Origin of the sequence: Sinorhizobium fredii, from assembly GCF_002944405.1 — a bacterium.
Taxonomy (GTDB): Bacteria; Pseudomonadota; Alphaproteobacteria; order Rhizobiales; family Rhizobiaceae; genus Sinorhizobium; species Sinorhizobium fredii_C.
In genome coordinates, this window is the sequence record NZ_CP024307.1 from 61,088 (window position 1) to 77,500 (window position 16,413).

12 protein-coding genes (1 of these 12 running past the window's edge) are annotated in these 16,413 nt (G+C 65.2%); 5 read left to right on the forward strand and 7 right to left on the reverse strand.

The window, feature by feature from the left end; all coding sequences use genetic code 11:
- Window positions 1-153: 153 nt before the first annotated feature.
- The 4 genes from NXT3_RS00290 (at window position 154) to NXT3_RS00305 (ending at window position 7,387) form a co-directional block, all read left to right on the forward strand.
- Entirely contained in the window at window positions 154-1,104 is a 951-nt protein-coding gene (locus NXT3_RS00290; protein ID WP_104839897.1) for a DUF1402 family protein, read from the forward strand.
- A 103-nt stretch (window positions 1,105-1,207) separates the two neighbouring features.
- Window positions 1,208-2,608, forward strand: coding sequence for a cytochrome P450 (locus NXT3_RS00295; RefSeq protein WP_104839898.1), 1,401 nt, complete (start codon window positions 1,208-1,210; stop codon window positions 2,606-2,608).
- Between the two features lie 369 nt (window positions 2,609-2,977).
- On the forward strand, window positions 2,978-4,987 hold the full coding sequence (locus NXT3_RS00300) for a hydantoinase/oxoprolinase N-terminal domain-containing protein (protein WP_104838614.1): 2,010 nt from the start codon (window positions 2,978-2,980) through the stop codon (window positions 4,985-4,987).
- Between the two features lie 222 nt (window positions 4,988-5,209).
- Window positions 5,210-7,387 (forward strand): malate synthase G, encoded by a 2,178-nt coding sequence (locus NXT3_RS00305; RefSeq protein WP_104838615.1) that lies wholly within the window; start codon window positions 5,210-5,212, stop codon window positions 7,385-7,387.
- 66 nt (window positions 7,388-7,453) lie between these two features.
- On the opposite strand, the gene NXT3_RS00310 is transcribed toward NXT3_RS00305, so the two are convergent.
- Window positions 7,454-8,128, reverse strand: coding sequence for a L,D-transpeptidase (locus NXT3_RS00310; protein WP_095678028.1), 675 nt, complete (start codon window positions 8,126-8,128; stop codon window positions 7,454-7,456).
- 171 nt (window positions 8,129-8,299) lie between these two features.
- Between NXT3_RS00310 and NXT3_RS00315 the strand changes: the two genes are divergently transcribed.
- On the forward strand, window positions 8,300-8,824 hold the full coding sequence (locus NXT3_RS00315; RefSeq protein ID WP_097528094.1) for an MmcB family DNA repair protein: 525 nt from the start codon (window positions 8,300-8,302) through the stop codon (window positions 8,822-8,824).
- Here the strand turns inward: NXT3_RS00315 and NXT3_RS00320 are convergent, their stop codons facing one another.
- The 6 genes from NXT3_RS00320 to NXT3_RS00345 all read right to left on the reverse strand — a co-directional run.
- Window positions 8,825-9,406 carry an ActR/PrrA/RegA family redox response regulator transcription factor gene (locus NXT3_RS00320; RefSeq protein ID WP_037418585.1) on the reverse strand — a complete coding sequence of 194 codons (582 nt, stop codon included), beginning with the start codon at window positions 9,404-9,406 and terminating at the stop codon, window positions 8,825-8,827.
- A 189-nt stretch (window positions 9,407-9,595) separates the two neighbouring features.
- Window positions 9,596-10,885, reverse strand: a complete 1,290-nt coding sequence (locus NXT3_RS00325; RefSeq protein WP_037418588.1) for an ActS/PrrB/RegB family redox-sensitive histidine kinase — start codon at window positions 10,883-10,885, stop codon at window positions 9,596-9,598.
- 166 nt (window positions 10,886-11,051) lie between these two features.
- Window positions 11,052-13,514 carry an ATP-dependent helicase HrpB gene (gene hrpB / locus NXT3_RS00330; RefSeq protein WP_097528093.1) on the reverse strand — a complete coding sequence of 821 codons (2,463 nt, stop codon included), beginning with the start codon at window positions 13,512-13,514 and terminating at the stop codon, window positions 11,052-11,054.
- Window positions 13,511-14,176: an ABC transporter ATP-binding protein gene (locus NXT3_RS00335; RefSeq protein ID WP_097528092.1), complete on the reverse strand. Its 666-nt coding sequence runs from the start codon at window positions 14,174-14,176 to the stop codon at window positions 13,511-13,513. The genes hrpB and NXT3_RS00335 overlap by 4 nt, the downstream gene beginning before the upstream one ends.
- Entirely contained in the window at window positions 14,177-15,892 is a 1,716-nt protein-coding gene (locus NXT3_RS00340) for an ABC transporter permease (protein ID WP_097528091.1), read from the reverse strand. It abuts the gene before it with no gap.
- On the reverse strand, window positions 15,876-16,413 hold the 3' portion of the coding sequence (locus tag NXT3_RS00345) for an ABC transporter substrate-binding protein (RefSeq protein WP_037418619.1). The gene runs 686 nt beyond the window's last position; 538 of the gene's 1,224 nt are visible here — the last part of the coding sequence; its start codon lies off the right edge, out of view — the gene reads right to left on this strand; the stop codon is at window positions 15,876-15,878. Before NXT3_RS00345 ends, NXT3_RS00340 begins: the two co-directional genes overlap by 17 nt.

Consider the following 16,413-nt stretch of genomic DNA (forward strand, 5'->3'; position numbering starts at 1 on the left):
CCGCCTTGTGGGGCGCCTGTCACTCGACAGGCGCCCTCATTTTATCTAGAGCGATCAGTGATCGGTCGAAACGGGGCATGATTCCGACATGATTCTGCCCTAGTGGGCCGCGCCCGGACGAATCGGGACCCGAATTTCACAGGAAAATTGATCGTGCGTCTGACCGCCTGCCTGCTTCTTATCGCCCCGCTTTGCCTCTCCGCGGCGCAACCGGCTGCGGCCGAAATCCGCATGGTCCCGGAAGGCAACCGGCATGTAGAGCAGCCGCGGGTTCCCGGCGCTTCGCTTCGCCGCACCAAGGCAGGCCGGACCTCCTTCGACGCGAAGTACGAAAAGGTACGCGAACTGCTCGCCAATGACCGCAATCTCGTGGGGAAGATCAAGTCGACCGCCGCCGCCTATGGCATCGCACCGATCCACATGATCGGCGCCATCGTCGGCGAGCACACCTACAATGTCGATGCCTATGACCGACTGCAGGCCTATTACGTCAAGGCGGCCGCCTATGCCGGCAACAGCTTCCACTTCGGCTATGACGGCGAATCCGTCGATGAATTCGTAAAGCGTGCGCAGTTCGCCGACTGCGCCCGCGAGAAATCTTCCTATGCACTATGGAGCTGCCGCGAGCGGGTGTGGGAGAAGGAGTTCCGCGGTCGCACCGTCGGCGGGCAGACCTTCCCGAACAACCGCTTCAGCGCCGTCTTCTTCCAGCCCTTTTTCGCCGGCCAGACCTTCGGCCTCGGCCAGATCAACCCGCTGACGGCCCTGATGCTGACCGACATGGTGTCGCGCGTCTCCCGTTATGATCGTCTCGATGAGAACAATGCCGGTGCCGTCTATGAGGCGATCATGGATCCGGACGTCTCGCTCGCCTATATGGCCGCTTCGATCCGCCATTCCATCGACGCTTACCGATCGATCGCCGGCATGGACATCTCCCACAATCCCGGCCTGACGGCGACGCTCTACAATGTCGGCAGCCCGGACGAGCGCGCCGCCGCGCTCGCGGCGAAGAATGCCGGCGGCGAGGTTCACTGGCCGGAAGAGAACTATTATGGCTGGCTGGTCAATGACAAGCTCGCCGAGCTCGAGGCCCTGCTCTGATCGCGGGCGAAAATTCCGCCAATTCCCGCCTGCTTCAGGTGAATCATCTTCTTGATTGCGCCGTAAAAACCTGAAACGTTAGGCCATCAGGAAAGGCATGATCATGGACACGCGACCGGAGCCGTTCGAGCCGCCCGCGCCCGTCCCGCGCACTCACATTCCCTCGCGGCTGGAGATCATCCGCACGGTGCTGCGCAACCCGCTCGAGCTCTGGGGCGAGCCCTCCTATGCGCTCCCCTGGATCGAAACGAAGTTCATCAACCAGCGCACATTGATCGTCAACGATCCGGGTCTCATCCGCTACATTCTCGTCGAGAATGCTTCCAACTACGAAATGTCGAATGTCCGGCGGCTGATCCTCCGCCCCATCCTTCGCGATGGATTACTGACGGCGGAAGGCGAGGTGTGGAAACGGTCGCGCAAGGCGATGGCGCCGGTCTTCACGCCCCGCCATGCGAAGGGCTTTGCCGGCCAGATGCTGCGTGTCTCGGAGCATTTCGTCGGGCGCTACGAGCGCGCCGCTTCCGACTCCTTCGCCACCAATGTCGCCGTCGACATGACGGAACTCACCTTCGAGATCCTCGCAGAGACGCTCTTCTCCGGCGAGATCGCCGTCGAGAAGGAGGGGTTCGCCGCCAATGTCGAGGAACTGCTGCAGCGGATGGGCCGTGTCGATCCGATGGATCTTCTCGTGGCACCTCCATGGGTGCCGCGTCTCACCCGGATTGGCGGCCGGAAAGTGCTCGATCGCTTTCGCGGCGTCGTCGCCGCGACGATGGCAGAGCGCCGGCGGCTGATGGCGGCGGAGCCCGGCGCGGTTCCGAACGATTTCCTGACGCTGCTGCTGCAGCTCGAGGGTCCCGAGGGGCTTTCGACGTCCGAGATCGAGGACAACATCCTGACCTTCATCGGCGCCGGCCACGAGACGACGGCCCGGGCGCTCGCCTGGTGCCTCTATTGCATTGCCAATATGCCGGCCTATCGCGAGACGATGGAAAGGGAGATCGACGCGGTGCTGGCGACCGGCGCCGAGCCGGTCGAATGGCTCGAACGGATGCCGCATGTGCTCGCCGCCTTCGAGGAGGCGCTGCGCCTCTATCCACCGGCCCCCTCGATCAACCGGGCCGCGATCGAGGCGGACGAGTGGACCTCGCCGCAAGGCGAGCGCGTGCCGATCCGCAAGGGCATATCGGTGCTGATCATGCCGTGGACGCTGCATCGCCATGTGCTCTACTGGCAGAAGCCGCGCGCCTTCATGCCCGAGCGTTTCCTCCCCGAAAACCGCGACAAGATCAACCGCTTCCAGTATCTCCCTTTCGGCGCCGGCCCGCGCATCTGCATCGGCGCGACCTTCGCCTTGCAGGAGGCAGTGATCGCCCTTGCGGTCCTGATGCACCGCTGCCGCTTCGACCTGACCGAGTCGACCCATCCCTGGCCGGTGCAGAGGCTGACGACCCAGCCCAAAGGGGGTCTTCCGATGAAGGTATCGGTGCGGGAGAGGTAAAATCTCTGCGTCATGCCGGGAGACGCACCCCCTCTGCCCTGCGGGGCATCTCCCCCACTAGATCGGCAAGCGGCAATGTCTCGTGCCACCAATCCTGCTGAGCGCGACCAATTCAGCGAGTTCGGCGCTCGCGAGCTCGCTGTCGGGCAGCGCGTTTGCATCTGGCTAATCTCCCTCCTTCTGGGGGAGATGCCCGGCAGGGCAGAGGGGGGTAGCGTCACCCGCCTTCGCTGCTAACTGTATTCTGCACTGATCCGACGCGCAAAGGTCGCCGCCACACGATGGTCTTTCGCCGAATTATGCCCTATCACCAAGCGATCCCTTCCCATCCGGGCCTCGCCCGATTTCCAACACCGGACTGAGCAGACCTTGACCTCGCATCTTCTTCTCGGCATCGACACCGGCGGCACCTATACCGACGCGGTCCTTTTCAGCGAAGCGGCCGGTGTCGTCGCCAAGGCCAAGGCCCTGACGACGCGGCACGATCTTGCCGAAGGCATTTCCGGGGCGGTGGAAGCCGTCCTGGAGAAGGCCAAGGTTCCGGTCTCCGTCATCAGCCTCGTCTCGCTGTCGACGACGCTCGCCACCAACGCTCTCGTCGAGGGCCAGGGCGGCCGCGCCGGGCTGGTGATGATCGGCTTCGGGTCCGAGGACCTGAAGCGTGACGGCCTGCAGGAGGCGCTGGGCTCGGATCCGGTGATATTTCTTCCGGGTGGCCACAACGTCCACGGCGGCGAGACGCCGCTCGACATGAGCACGCTCGACGAGGCGCTGCCAAGGCTTGCCACGGAAGTATCGTCCTTCGCGATCGCCGGTTATTTCGCCGTGCGCAACCCGGACCACGAGAAACGCGTGCGCGAGCGCATCCGCGAAGTCTCGCACCTGCCGGTCACCTGCAGCCATGAACTCTCTTCCAAGCTCGGCGGTCCGCGCCGGGCGCTGACGACGCTTCTCAATGCCCGGCTGGTTTCGATGATCGACCGCCTGGTCGGCTCTTGCGAAGATTTCCTGAAGGCGCGCGGCATCGACGTGCCGATGATGGTGGTGCGCGGCGACGGCGCGCTGATCTCGGCCGCCGAGGCGCGGCTGCGGCCGATCGAGACGATCCTCTCCGGGCCGGCCGCCAGCCTGGTCGGCGCACGTTATCTCACGGGGCTGGAAAATGCCGTCGTCTCCGATATCGGCGGCACGACGACGGATGTCGCCGTCCTCGATGCCGGCCGCCCGCGGCTCGATGCGGATGGCGCCGTCGTCGGCGGCTTCCGCACCATGGTCGAGGCGGTCGCGATGCGCACCTACGGCCTCGGCGGCGATTCGGAGGTGAAGATCAACGATCGCGGCCTCAAGGCGAAGATCGATCTTGGGCCCCGCCGCTTCCTGCCCTTGAGCCTTGCGGCGGCGCTGCATGGCGATGCGGTCATTTCCGTGCTCGACAAGCATTTGCGTGCCACTCATGCCGGTCGCCACGACGGCCGCCTTGCGGTCCGAACCGGCCTGCCCGACCATCTCGCAAGCGGCCTGCAGCCGCAGGAGCAGGCGCTCTACGACCGGATCGGCACGGTGCCGGTGGCGCTTGCCGAATTGATCCTCAGCACGCCGCAGAAGGCGACGCTCGACCGGCTTGTCGCCCGCGGGCTGGTGCATATCTGCGCGCTCACGCCGTCCGACGCGATGCACGTGCTCGGTCGCCAGTCGCAGTGGAACAGCGAGGCCGCGCTGCTCGGCTTGAAGATCGCCGCCCGCACCAAGGACGGCTCGGGCCAGCCGATTGCCGGCTCCGCCGAGATGCTGGCGCAAATGATCGTCGACCGGCTGACGCGGCAGTCCTCGGAAGTGATTCTCCAGGCCTGCCTGCATGAGGACGGCGCCGGCGCCATCGATCCGGCCGCTTCGCTTGCCGTCGACCGGGCATTGAAGCGCAAGCCCGGTATCGTCCGCTTCTCGCTCGGCCTCGACCGGCCGCTCGTCGGCCTTGGAGCCTCGGCGCCGGTCTATTATCCGGCGATCGCCGCGATGCTGGCGACGGAAGCGGCAATCCCGGCGGAGGCGGATGTCGCCAATGCCGTCGGCGCCGTCGTCGGCCAGGTGCGCGCCACTGTTACCGTCTTCGTCACGACACCCGAGGAGGGTATCTTCATCGTCAACGGCGCCGGCGCGAGCGAGCGCTTCCTCGACCAGGAGGCGGCCTTCGGTGCCGCCCGCCGCCGCGCCGAGGTGATGGCGCTGCAGACGGCACGCGCCAACGGCGCGGAGGAACCTGCCGCGACGAGTTGGGAAGAGATCGATGCACCGGAGGTAGAGGGCGGGCGCAAGCTGGTCGAGGCGCGCTTCATCGCTTCGGCAAGCGGCAGGCCGCGCATCGCACATAGAGCGGGATGAGGAAAAGTGTGTGCGGTTTTCCGCCCGCATCCCCCGCCTCAATTCAACTATTTTTTCCGATTTGGAAATAATTCTTCGCATCCTTGCCGAATTGACAGGGAGCCCATTGATGAGAGACTGTCCGCGCGCGTGAGCGGATGGGAAAAGCTGAATTTGCTTTTCCGCATGCATCCCGCTCCTATCTATTTGAACTCGGGCATAGAGTGATTCAGGAGCTGCCGCATGGACCGCATTGAGAAACATGATCTGAAGATCGATGCGGGCCTCCACCGCTTTCTGGTCGATGAGGCGATGCCGGGGACCGGTGTCGATCCTGACCGTTTCTTCGCCGCCCTGTCGGCTCTCGTGCATGATCTCGCGCCGAAGAACCGCGCCCTTCTCGCGCGGCGTGACGAACTCCAGGCGAAGCTCGATGCCTGGTATCGCGAGCATGGCGCGCCGGTCAATATGGAGGCCTACCAGAACTTCCTCAAAGAGATCGGCTATCTCCTGCCGGAGGGACCGGATTTCTCCGTCTCGACTGCCAATGTCGATGCCGAGATCGCGACCATTGCCGGTCCGCAGCTCGTCGTGCCGGTGATGAATGCCCGCTATGCGCTGAACGCCGCCAATGCGCGCTGGGGCTCGCTCTATGACGCACTTTACGGCACCGACGCCATTGCCGAAACGGACGGGGCCGAGCGCGGCAAGGGCTATAATCCGGCGCGCGGTGCCAAGGTCATCGCCTGGGCCCGGGACTTTCTCGATGCGAGCGCGCCGCTCGCGACAGGCCGCTGGAGCGACGTCGCCGCGCTTGCGGTCGACGGGTCGACTCTCTCGCTGACCTTGACGACCGGCGTCCGGACGACGCTTCGCAATACGGCGCAGTTCGCCGGCTATTCCGGCACCGCAGCGGCGCCCTCCGAGATCGCTCTCACCCAGAACAATCTGCACATCGTCATCGCCGTCGATGCGAAGACGCCGATCGGCCAGACCGATGCGGCCGGGATTTCCGACATCATCCTCGAATCGGCGATCACCACGATCATGGATTGCGAGGATTCGGTCGCCGCCGTCGACGCCGAGGACAAGGTCGTCGTCTATCGCAACTGGCTCGGGCTGATGAAGGGCGACCTCGAGGAAGAGGTCGCCAAGGGCGACCGGACCTTCACCCGGACACTGAACGCCGACCGCGTCTTCACCGCGCCGGATGGGGCAACGCTGACGCTGCCGGGCCGTTCGCTGATGCTGGTGCGCAATGTCGGGCATCTGATGACCAACCCGGCGATCCTCGACCAGGACGGCCGCGAGGTGCCCGAAGGCCTGATGGACGCCATGGTGACGGCACTGATCGCGCTGCACGACATCGGCCCGAATGGCCGGCGGGCAAACTCGCCCTCGGGCTCCATGTATGTGGTCAAGCCGAAGATGCATGGGCCCGAGGAAGTGGCGTTCGCCTGCGAGATTTTTTCGCGCGTCGAGGCCGCACTTGGGCTTCCGGAAAACACGATCAAGATGGGGATCATGGACGAGGAACGACGCACCACCGTCAACCTCAAGGAATGCATCCGCGCCGCCCGCGCGCGCGTCGTCTTCATCAACACCGGGTTCCTCGACCGCACCGGGGACGAGATCCACACCTCCATGGAGGCCGGGCCGATGATCCGCAAGGGCGACATGAAGCAGGCCGCCTGGATCGGCGCCTACGAGAACTGGAACGTCGATATCGGCCTCGACTGCGGGCTTTCCGGACGTGCCCAGATCGGCAAGGGCATGTGGGCGATGCCCGACCTGATGGCGGCGATGCTCGAGCAGAAGATCGCCCATCCGAAGGCCGGCGCCAACACCGCCTGGGTTCCCTCGCCGACGGCGGCGACGCTGCATGCAACGCATTATCACCGCGTCAACGTCGCCGAGGTCCAGGCAGGTCTGAAAAGCCGGCCGCGGGCCAAGCTCGCGGATATTCTCTCGGTGCCCGTGGCGGGACGGCCGAACTGGACGGAAGAGGAAATCCAGCGCGAACTCGACAACAACGCCCAGGGGATTCTCGGCTATGTCGTGCGCTGGGTCGACCAGGGAGTCGGCTGTTCGAAAGTTCCCGACATCAACAATGTCGGTCTGATGGAAGACCGCGCGACGCTGCGCATCTCGGCGCAGCACATGGCCAACTGGCTGCACCACGGCGTCGTCAGCGAGGCGCAGATCGTCGAAACCATGAAGCGTATGGCGGAAATCGTCGACCGGCAGAATGCCGGCGATCCGAACTTTCACCCGATGGCCGGCCGATTCGACGATTCGATTGCCTTCCAGGCGGCGCTGGACCTGGTGCTCCAGGGCCGGGAACAGCCGAACGGCTACACCGAACCGGTGCTGCATCGCCGGCGGCTGGAGTTGAAGGCGAAGCAGGCGGCACAGCGATAGCAAAACGAAAGGGCCGCCGGCATCAACCGGCGGCCCTTTGTTTAAGCTCTCGCTCGTTTCCAGCCGTTACTGCTGCACGACGACGCGTGCACTCCGCCCGGGACGGACCCGCGAGTAAAGATCGATGATGTCCTGGTTCATCAGGCGGATGCAGCCAGAGGAGGCTGCGGTGCCGATCGAGGCCCATTCCGGCGTGCCGTGCAGGCGGAAGAGCGTGTCCCTGCCTTCCTCGTTGAAGAGATAGAGGGCGCGGGCGCCGAGCGGATTGGTGATGCCGGGGCCCATGCCCTCTTCGACATATTTGGCGACTTCCGGCTTGCGCTCGGCCATTTCCTTCGGCGGGTGCCAGGTCGGCCATTCCTGTTTCCAGGCGACATAGGCCTCGCCTTCCCAGGCAAAACCGGCCTTGCCGACACCTATGCCGTAGCGCACCGCCTTGCCACCCGGCAGCACGTAGTAGAGGAAGCGGTTCGGTGTGTTGACGACGATGGTTCCCGGCCGCTCCTTGGTGTCGTAATCGACGATCTGGCGGTGGAAGCGCTCGTCAAGGCGCTTGATCGGAATGGCCGGCAAGGGATAGCCGTGGTCCTCGACGGCGCCGTAATTGCCGGTAAAGATCTGATTTGTCGCGACCTTCTGGCCCTCGGGAGCAGAGCCTGCGGTGGACGTCGTTTGCGAGCAGCCGGCGATGAAGACGGTCGCCGCCAGACTGCACAAAAGGAGAGCGTTGCGGAAGCGCATGGGGGTCTCGTAAAAGGGAATCAGGAAATCGGGGGGAGGTGCCCGGCCGCCAGCTTATTTGCGATTGCCGTGCATGGCGCAATAGATCGCGCCGCCGCAATTCGGCCGAAATGTGCAAATTCCGTGACGATGGTTTTTTTGCAACAAGGGGAAGAGAGGTCGGGATAGCCGATGACGATCCTATCGATCCATGGCGACAATCCGCTCTCCGACGGGCGTCAGTCCGAGCGGGCGCTGAAGGTGCGCCGTGGCGTACAGCGATTGTTCCTGGAATTGCGCCACGCGGTGCTGCCGGAACTGACGCTCGCCAGCGGCCGCCGTGCGGACCTGATTTCGATTTCCCCGAAGGGGGAGATCTGGATCGTCGAGATCAAGACGTCGATCGAAGACTTCCGCGTCGACCGCAAGTGGCCCGAATACCGCCTCCATTGCGACCGATTGTTCTTCGCCACCCACGCGCACGTGCCGCTAGAGATCTTCCCCCAGGAGTGCGGACTGCTGCTCTCCGACGGCTACGACGCGCATATGCTGCGCGAAGCGCCGGAACATCGCCTGGCGCCGGCGACCCGCAAATCGGTCACCCAGGCCTTTGCACGCACCGCGGCGCAGCGGCTGATGCTTGCCGAATGGGCGGCCGAGCGCAATGGTGAACTCGGCCAGTCGATCAGCGACATCGTCAGCGGTGCGCGGGATTAGCTACTTCGGCGCGCGTTTTGCCAGAATGCGCTGCAGCGTGCGGCGATGCATGTTGAGGCGCCGAGCCGTCTCCGAGACGTTGCGCTCGCACATTTCATAGACCCGCTGGATATGTTCCCAGCGGACGCGATCGGCCGACATCGGGTTTTCCGGCAGTTCGACGCGCTCGCCCTCGCGCCGCACGAGGGCGGCGAAAATCTCGTCCGCATCCGCCGGCTTGGCGAGATAGTCGAGCGCCCCGAGCTTCACGGCGTTCACGGCGGTGGCGATATTGCCGTAGCCGGTCAGCACGATCATCCTTGTGTCGTCGCGCCGGCCGCGTATTGCCTCGATCACGTCGAGGCCGCTGCCGTCGCCCAGCCTCAGATCGATGACCGCATGTTTCGGCGGCCGCGTCTTGGCCTTGGCGATGCCCTCGGCGACCGATTCGGCGATCTCCACCGCGAAGCCGCGTGCCTCCATGGCGCGCGCCAGGCGGCGCAGGAAGGGCCCGTCGTCGTCGACGATCAACAGCGTCTTGTCCGCTCCGATCAGTTCGGCATCTTGAGGGGTGGCATGCGCAGCCGGCGATTTTTCGGTCATTCTCGTAAATCCGGAGCCAAAACTGGGGTGATTGCGCTGAAACTATGTAGGTTATTCCTACAGCGCCGCGCGTCTTATCAGACGCGCAAAGGTCGCTGTAGCACTTAGAAATTGCTGCATGTCTTTGTCCTTAAATCGAGGTCGATTTAAGGAGACATGCAGTAGCAGTCTTCAATAAACTGCCAAAAATCATTTCGCCAGTTTCGTATCCATCAGTACACGCGGCCATTCGACGCTGACCCGGGCACCGGGGCTATTCTCGAAACGAAGCCTTGCACCGGATCGCTCCAGAAGCGTCTTGGCGATGAAGAGGCCGAGTCCCAGCCCCCCGGCGCTGTCTTCCTTCTGCCTGCGGGTGACATAGGGCTCACCGATCCTTGCGAGAATATCCGGCGAAAAGCCGTCGCCATCGTCCTCGATCGTCACCTTGACGCGCTCCGCCGTGTGCTCGACCGTGACCGTCACCGCCTCGCGGGCATAGTCGACGGCATTTTCGAGAAGATTGCCGAGGCCGTAGAGGATTCCGGCATTGCGGTTGCCGACCGGCTCGCTGGCGCGGTCCCCCTTCTGGATCAACTTGATCTGGATACCGAATTCGCGATGCGGCGCCATCACCTCCTCGATCAGCGAGGAGAGCGGCAGAAGCCGCATATGCTCCTCGCTTTCGGAGGAAAGCGTGGTCAGGCGCTTCAGAATGTCGCGGCAGCGCTCGCTCTGGCTGCGCAGCAGGTGCACGTCCTCGCCGAAGCGCGGGTCGTCGCCGAGCTCCCGCTCCATCTCCTTGGCGACGACGGTGATCGTCGCAAGCGGCGTGCCGAGTTCGTGGGCAGCAGCGGCGGCGAGTCCGTCGAGCTGCGACAGGTGCTTTTCGCGCTGGAGCACCAGTTCGGTCGCCGTTAGCGCCTCCGAAAGTTCGCTTGCCTCGAGCGAGACGCGATAGGTGTAGAAAGCGGCGAAGGCCGTCATCGAGACGATCGCGAACCAGATGCCCGCCGTCAGCACGCGCGGCATCAACAGCACCGTGCCGGGATACCAGGGCAGCGGGAAGGGCGAGAAAGCGAGCGCGGTGACGCCGATCACCGCGAACACGGCAAGCACGATGCTGTGCGGCTTCGGCTGCGAGGCTGACGAGATAATCACCGGCACGCAGAGCAGCGGCGCGAACGGATTGGCGAGCCCGCCGGTGATGAAGAGCAGCGCCGTCAGCTGCGCGAGATCGAGACCCAGCAGCACGAAGGCGGCCGCCGCCGTCAGGCGATGCGTCGGCGGGAAGCGGATGGTGAGAAAGACATTGAGCAACGCCAGACTGGCGATCAGCAGCGAGCAGGGAACGAGCGGCAGGGGAAACTGCAGCCATAGCGCCGTGACGATAACGGCGACGGACTGGCCGCCGACCGCCAGCCAGCGCAGCCGCACGAGCGTCTGCAGCCTCAGGCTGCGATTGCTGTTGAGTTCGTTGTCGAGTGTCATCGTCGCCATTCTGCCTGCCGGCCCCTCATGCGCTCGCTTCAAAGACTATCGCAATCCCCGAATGACAAACCAGCCCTAATGCATGTCGCCCAAACGTGCGCAGCGGTTTTGGGCGACATGCACAGAAACAAAGACCTAAAGCGGGCCGCGTGAATACGCTTGAACGCGACGCGCTTTAGGTGCCGCGCGGCTTGGCGCGCGTCGTCGGCATCGCGTTGGCCGGATCCTCTGGCCAGGGGTGCTTCGGGTAGCGGCCACGCATGTCGGCGCGGACGTCCTTCCAGGAGCCGGCCCAGAAGCCCGGCAGGTCGCGCGTCGTCTGGATCGGGCGCTGGCCGGGCGAGATCAATTCAAGCAGCAGCGGCAGCCGCCCGTCGCCGATGGCCGGATGCGCCTTGAGACCGAAGAGTTCCTGGACGCGGATCGAAAGTAGCGGTTCGTCGCCGTCGTAATGGATCGGGTGGCGCTGTCCGGTCGGCGCTTCGAAATGCGTCGGAGCGAGCTTCGCAAGATCGCGCTGCAAATCGTAAGGAACGAGTGACATCAGCCCTTCGGCGAGGTCACGGCCCTTGATCCCGTCGATGCCGCCGGCCTCCCCTTGAAACGGAACGAACCATTCATCGAGGCGGGAGATGAGCGCCGCATCCGACATGTCGGGCCAGGGCTCGCCGACCGAGCGGTGAAGAAAGCCGATGCGGTCGCGCAATTGATCCACGTCCTTCGGAAACGGCACGGCAGCCAATCCGAACTGGCGAATGCCGTCGGCGAGCGCTCGCGCTGCGGGCTCGCCGCGCGGCCGCGGCAGCGGCGCCTCGTCGAAAATGATCGCCCCGAGCCGGGTCACGCGGCGAGCCCTGACCTGGCGGCTCGCCCGGTCGAAGAAACTTTGCTCCTCCGTGACGATCGCCTCGGGCATATGGGCCTCGACATCGGCCCTGGTGATTTCCGCCGCCGCCAGCACTCGCTGCGCGCCGGCCCGTCCGGTCAGATCGGCAATCACCAGCATCGCCGCCGCCGCCAGCCGCTCGGTCTCCGGCACTTCCGCGCCGCGCCCGTTGGCCATTACGAAGCGGCCGCGGCCGCCGCGCTGCAGGGCTATGCGATCCGGAAAGGCATGCATCAGCAGCGGCCCTGGCGGGCCGGACTCTCCCCTGGGTTTCGATCGAGCGAGGTCCGCGGCCATTCGTCTCGCAAGCCCGCGTGCCGCCTCCGCCCGATCGCTCTGCTCGCTGCGGAAGCGCCGCAGCCGATCCTCGATGTCGAGGCTGTTGCCGCCGAGGCCCTGTTCGGTGAGCATCACCGCGATGAGGCAGGCCTCATGCGCCTGCCCCTCGTCTGCGGCCGAAACCGCCATTGCTGCCAGCCTGACTGGCAAGGCGAGGTCGCGGATCATGCGCCCTCTCGCCGTCAACGCCCCACGCGCGTCGAGTGCTCCCAATTCGACGAGCAGGCTGCGCGCTTCCCGCAGCGTCGTTTCCGGCGGCGGGTCGATGAATTTGAGTGACGATGGATCGGCGACACCCCAATGGGCAAGGTCGAGCAGCAGGCCGGAAAGGTCGCTGGCGAGAATCTGCGGCGGCGTGAAGGCGGCAAGTGCCGCCGACTGGCCCGCATGCCACAGCCGGATGGCGACACCCGGCTCGGTTCGCCCGGCGCGGCCGGCACGCTGGTCGGCCGAGGCCCGTGAGACGCGCACGGTCTCCAGCCGGGTGATCCCGGTCGAAGCCTCGAAGACCGGCAGCCGCTGCAGGCCGCTGTCGACGACGATGCGCACCCCGTCGATGGTGATCGAGGTTTCGGCGATCGAGGTTGCGAGCACGATCTTGCGGCTGCCCTTCGGCGCCGGCCGGATCGCCGCATCCTGCTCCTTCTGGCTGAGATTGCCGTAGAGCGGCACGATCATCGTGTTCTGATCGAAGCGTCCGGCGAGGCGTTCGGCCGTCCGGGTGATCTCGGCCTGCCCCGGCAGGAAGGCGAGGATCGAGCCCTCCTCGGACCGATGCGCCTCGGTGATCGTCCGAAGCACCGTATCCTCGACGCTTTCACCGGTGCCTCTGCTCTCGTAGCGGATATCGATCGGATAGCTCCGCCCCTCGCTCTGAAGGACCGGCGCGTCTCCAAGCAGCCCGGCGGCCCGCTCGACGTCGAGCGTCGCCGACATGACGATGATTTTCAAATCGTCGCGCAGCGCCGATTGCACGTCGAGCGCCAGCGCCAGGCCGAAATCGGCGTCGAGCGATCGCTCGTGAAACTCGTCGAAAAGGACCGCCGAAACGCCGGCAAGCTCCGGATCGTCGAGGATCATCCGGGTAAAGACGCCTTCGGTCACCACCTCGATCCGGGTCTTCGCCGAAATGCGGTTGTCGAGCCGCATGCGGTAGCCGACCGTCTCGCCGACCGTCTCGCCCAGCAACGCGGCCATTCGACCGGCCGCGGCCCGCGCCGCGAGGCGCCGCGGTTCGAGCAGGATGATCTTGCCGCCGTTCAGCCACAGTTGATCGAGGAGGAAAAGCGGCACCAGCGTCGTCTTGCCGGCCCCGGGCGGCGCGGAGAGAACGACGGATGGCGATCTCCCGAGCGCTTCGGCAAGTGCCGGCAGGATCTCGCGGACCGGCAGGGATGGAAGCTCGGCCCTCATGGCTTCGCCTCGCCGCCGATTTCGACCACCGTGCCGCCGGCCGCCTCCGCATCGGCGCGGTCATGGGTGACGAGGAGGGCAGGCAGGCCAGCCGCCCTGGCTCTCGAGAAGACCAGTTCGCGCATCTGCTGCCTCAGCGCCGCGTCGAGCTTGGAAAAAGGCTCGTCGAGCAGCAGGAAGTGCGGAGCCGAGACGAGCACCCGCTGCAGCGCCACCCGCGCCTTCTGACCGCCGGAGAGCGTTTCCGGGTCGCGGTCGAAGAAGCCGGCGAGCCCGACCTCGGCGAGCGCCCCCTCCGCAAGCGCGCGGCGTGTCGCGCGTCCCCGGACGGACGGCGGAATGGCAAACAGGATGTTGCCTCCGACGGAGAGATGCGGGAACAGCAGCGGATCCTGGAACAGGATGCCGGCGTGGCGCCGGTTGGCGGCAACATTGGTCAGGTCTTCCTTGCCGATCAGCAGCTGCCCGCTGGCCTTGAACGCCGGATCGAGGAAGCCGCCGGCAAAGGCGAGCAACGCTGACTTTCCGGAGCCGGACGGTCCCATGATCGTCAGAACCTCACCCGGCATCACCGTCGCCGAGACCGCAAGCAGCGTCCGGTCCGCCAGCCGGATCGTCACGTCTGACAGCGTCAGGGGTCTAGTCTCGGCGATTTCCAGCATTCACGTCCTCATGGCCTGGCGGTTGCGGAATAGCAACTGGGGGCCGAGCGAGGCAACGAGAAATGCAAGAAAGGGCAGGGATGCCTGGACGAGCGCATAGACGCCGATCACCCGCCGGTCGCCGCCGGAGGAAAGCGCCACCGCCTCGGTGGCAATCGTCGTCAGCCGCCCCGCGCCGATCAGCAGCGTCGGAAGATAGAGGCTGACGGACACCGAAAAGCCGACGGCAAAGGCGGTGAGGCATGCGCGAAACAGGAGCGGCAGGCGGACGGTCAGCAGCGTTCGCAGCGCGGACTTGCCGAAGCCGGCCGCGACCCTTTCGAAGCGCGGATCGAGCTCGCGCCAGGGGGCGGAGAGCGACAGCAGCACGTAAGGCAAGGCGAACAGGAAGTGGACTGCCAGAACACTCCAAAACGCGGGTTTAAGTCCTGCCGAGATGATCAGGATCTGCAGGCCGAAAACGAAACTGATTTCCGGCAGCAGCAGCGGAAGATAGAGCAATCGGTGACGCGGCACGTTCCCGCCACGCTCTGCGGCGCCGTTACGGTGGAGCAGCAGAATGGCACAAAAGAGAGCGAGCGCCGCCGACAGGAGAGCGAGGGCAATCGTGGTTCGGAGCGCCGGCCAGAGCGGCGGCAGCGTTCGCAACCAGGTTTGCAGCGTGAGCTCCGCCGGCAAGGCCGCCGGGAATGGCCAGAGCCCGGCAACCGACCAGAGGCCGAGTAGGGTAATGCCGAGGAAGATGGAGGCGGCGCAGCCGGCCATTGCGAAAGCTGAGACGAACCGGGGCATGGCGTCGTTTCTCAGGCGCCGCCCCGAATAGGTCAGCTTGCGGACCACAAATCGACCGAGCCGTTCGATCAGCAGCCAGATTGCGACCGCTCCAAGAACGACGGCAAGCTGCAGCAGGGCGGCCGCCGAGGCGAGAAACCGGGCGCCGAGGTCGTGATCCGCCGTCCATTGGGCGATCCGCACCGGCAGCGTTGCCGGCAGCTGCGGTCCGAGGATGATCGCGACGTCGACGACCGAGACGGAATAGACGAGGACCGCGAACACCGCCAGGCGGAGCTGCCGGTAGAGGGCCGGCCAGAGGCTGACGAGAAAGCCGATCAGGCGTCCATAGCCGAGCGCCGCGGTCAATTGTCGGGATTGGCGGAGCGGCAGATGCGGCAACGCGGCGAGCGCGATCAGGAAGAGGAAGGGTACTTCCTTGGTGATCAGCCCGACGAGCATCGAGAGAGCGAGCGGATCGTTCGGAACGAGCCATTGCGGCGGCCGCCCGAAGCCGGTCAGTTCCGGCGAAACGAGCCGAAGGAGAAAGCCCGAGGGCGCCACGAGGAAGGCCAGCGCGAAGGCGGCGGCCGCATGCGGAACGGCAAGCAGCGGCGACACCATGTGCTGAATGCGGGAAAAGGCCGGCGTTCCGGCAAATCCTGCCAGGAAGGTGCCGACGATCGCAACGGCAGCGCCGGTGGTGGCCAGGCCGACCACGAGGCCGGTGAGGCTCGAGCGCAGGATATGCGGCTGGCCGGCAAGCTCGGCGAAATGACCGAGCGTGAATTCCGAGCCGCCGAGCGCCGGGAGGTAGCCGAAGGCAGGCAGGATGACTCCCGCCACGCCGGCAAGGATCGGCAGTCCCAGGATCAGGGCAAGAAGCGTGTTCGCGGTAAAAGTGCGCGATCCCTTCAACGCTTTGACGCTAATTGGCCGCCCCATAGCGCCGGATCCATTCGGCCTCGATGCGTATCATCCAGTCCGGATGCGGCTCGTCGAGCGCCGGTCCGAGCTCGTCCGGCTTCAGAGTGGCAATGCCGAGATCGAGCTTTTCGAAGGCGGATCGATCCTCGGCGGCAAGCTTTGCCACGGAAAGAACGGTCGGATCTCCCCAGACCTTCGGATCCTGCTTGCGCAGTTGCGCTTCGGGCGAAAGCAGGAAATCGGCGACGAGCAGCGCCCCGGCCTTCGCCGTGGCATTATAAGGGATGGCGAGGAAATGCGTGTTGCCGAGCGTGCCGCCGGAAAAGACGAAGGAGCGCACCGTGTCCGGAAGCTCGCCATTGGCGATAGCCGACGACGCCTCCGCCGGGTTGAACGCGAAGATGATATCGAGCTCGCCATCGGCGAGCTTCTGCTTCATGTCGGGATAGTTCTGCGGATAGGCTTTGCCTTGCCGCCACAGAAGCGGTGTTAGCTTGTCGAGATAGGCGAACAGCGGCGCGGCATCCGCCGCGAAAGTC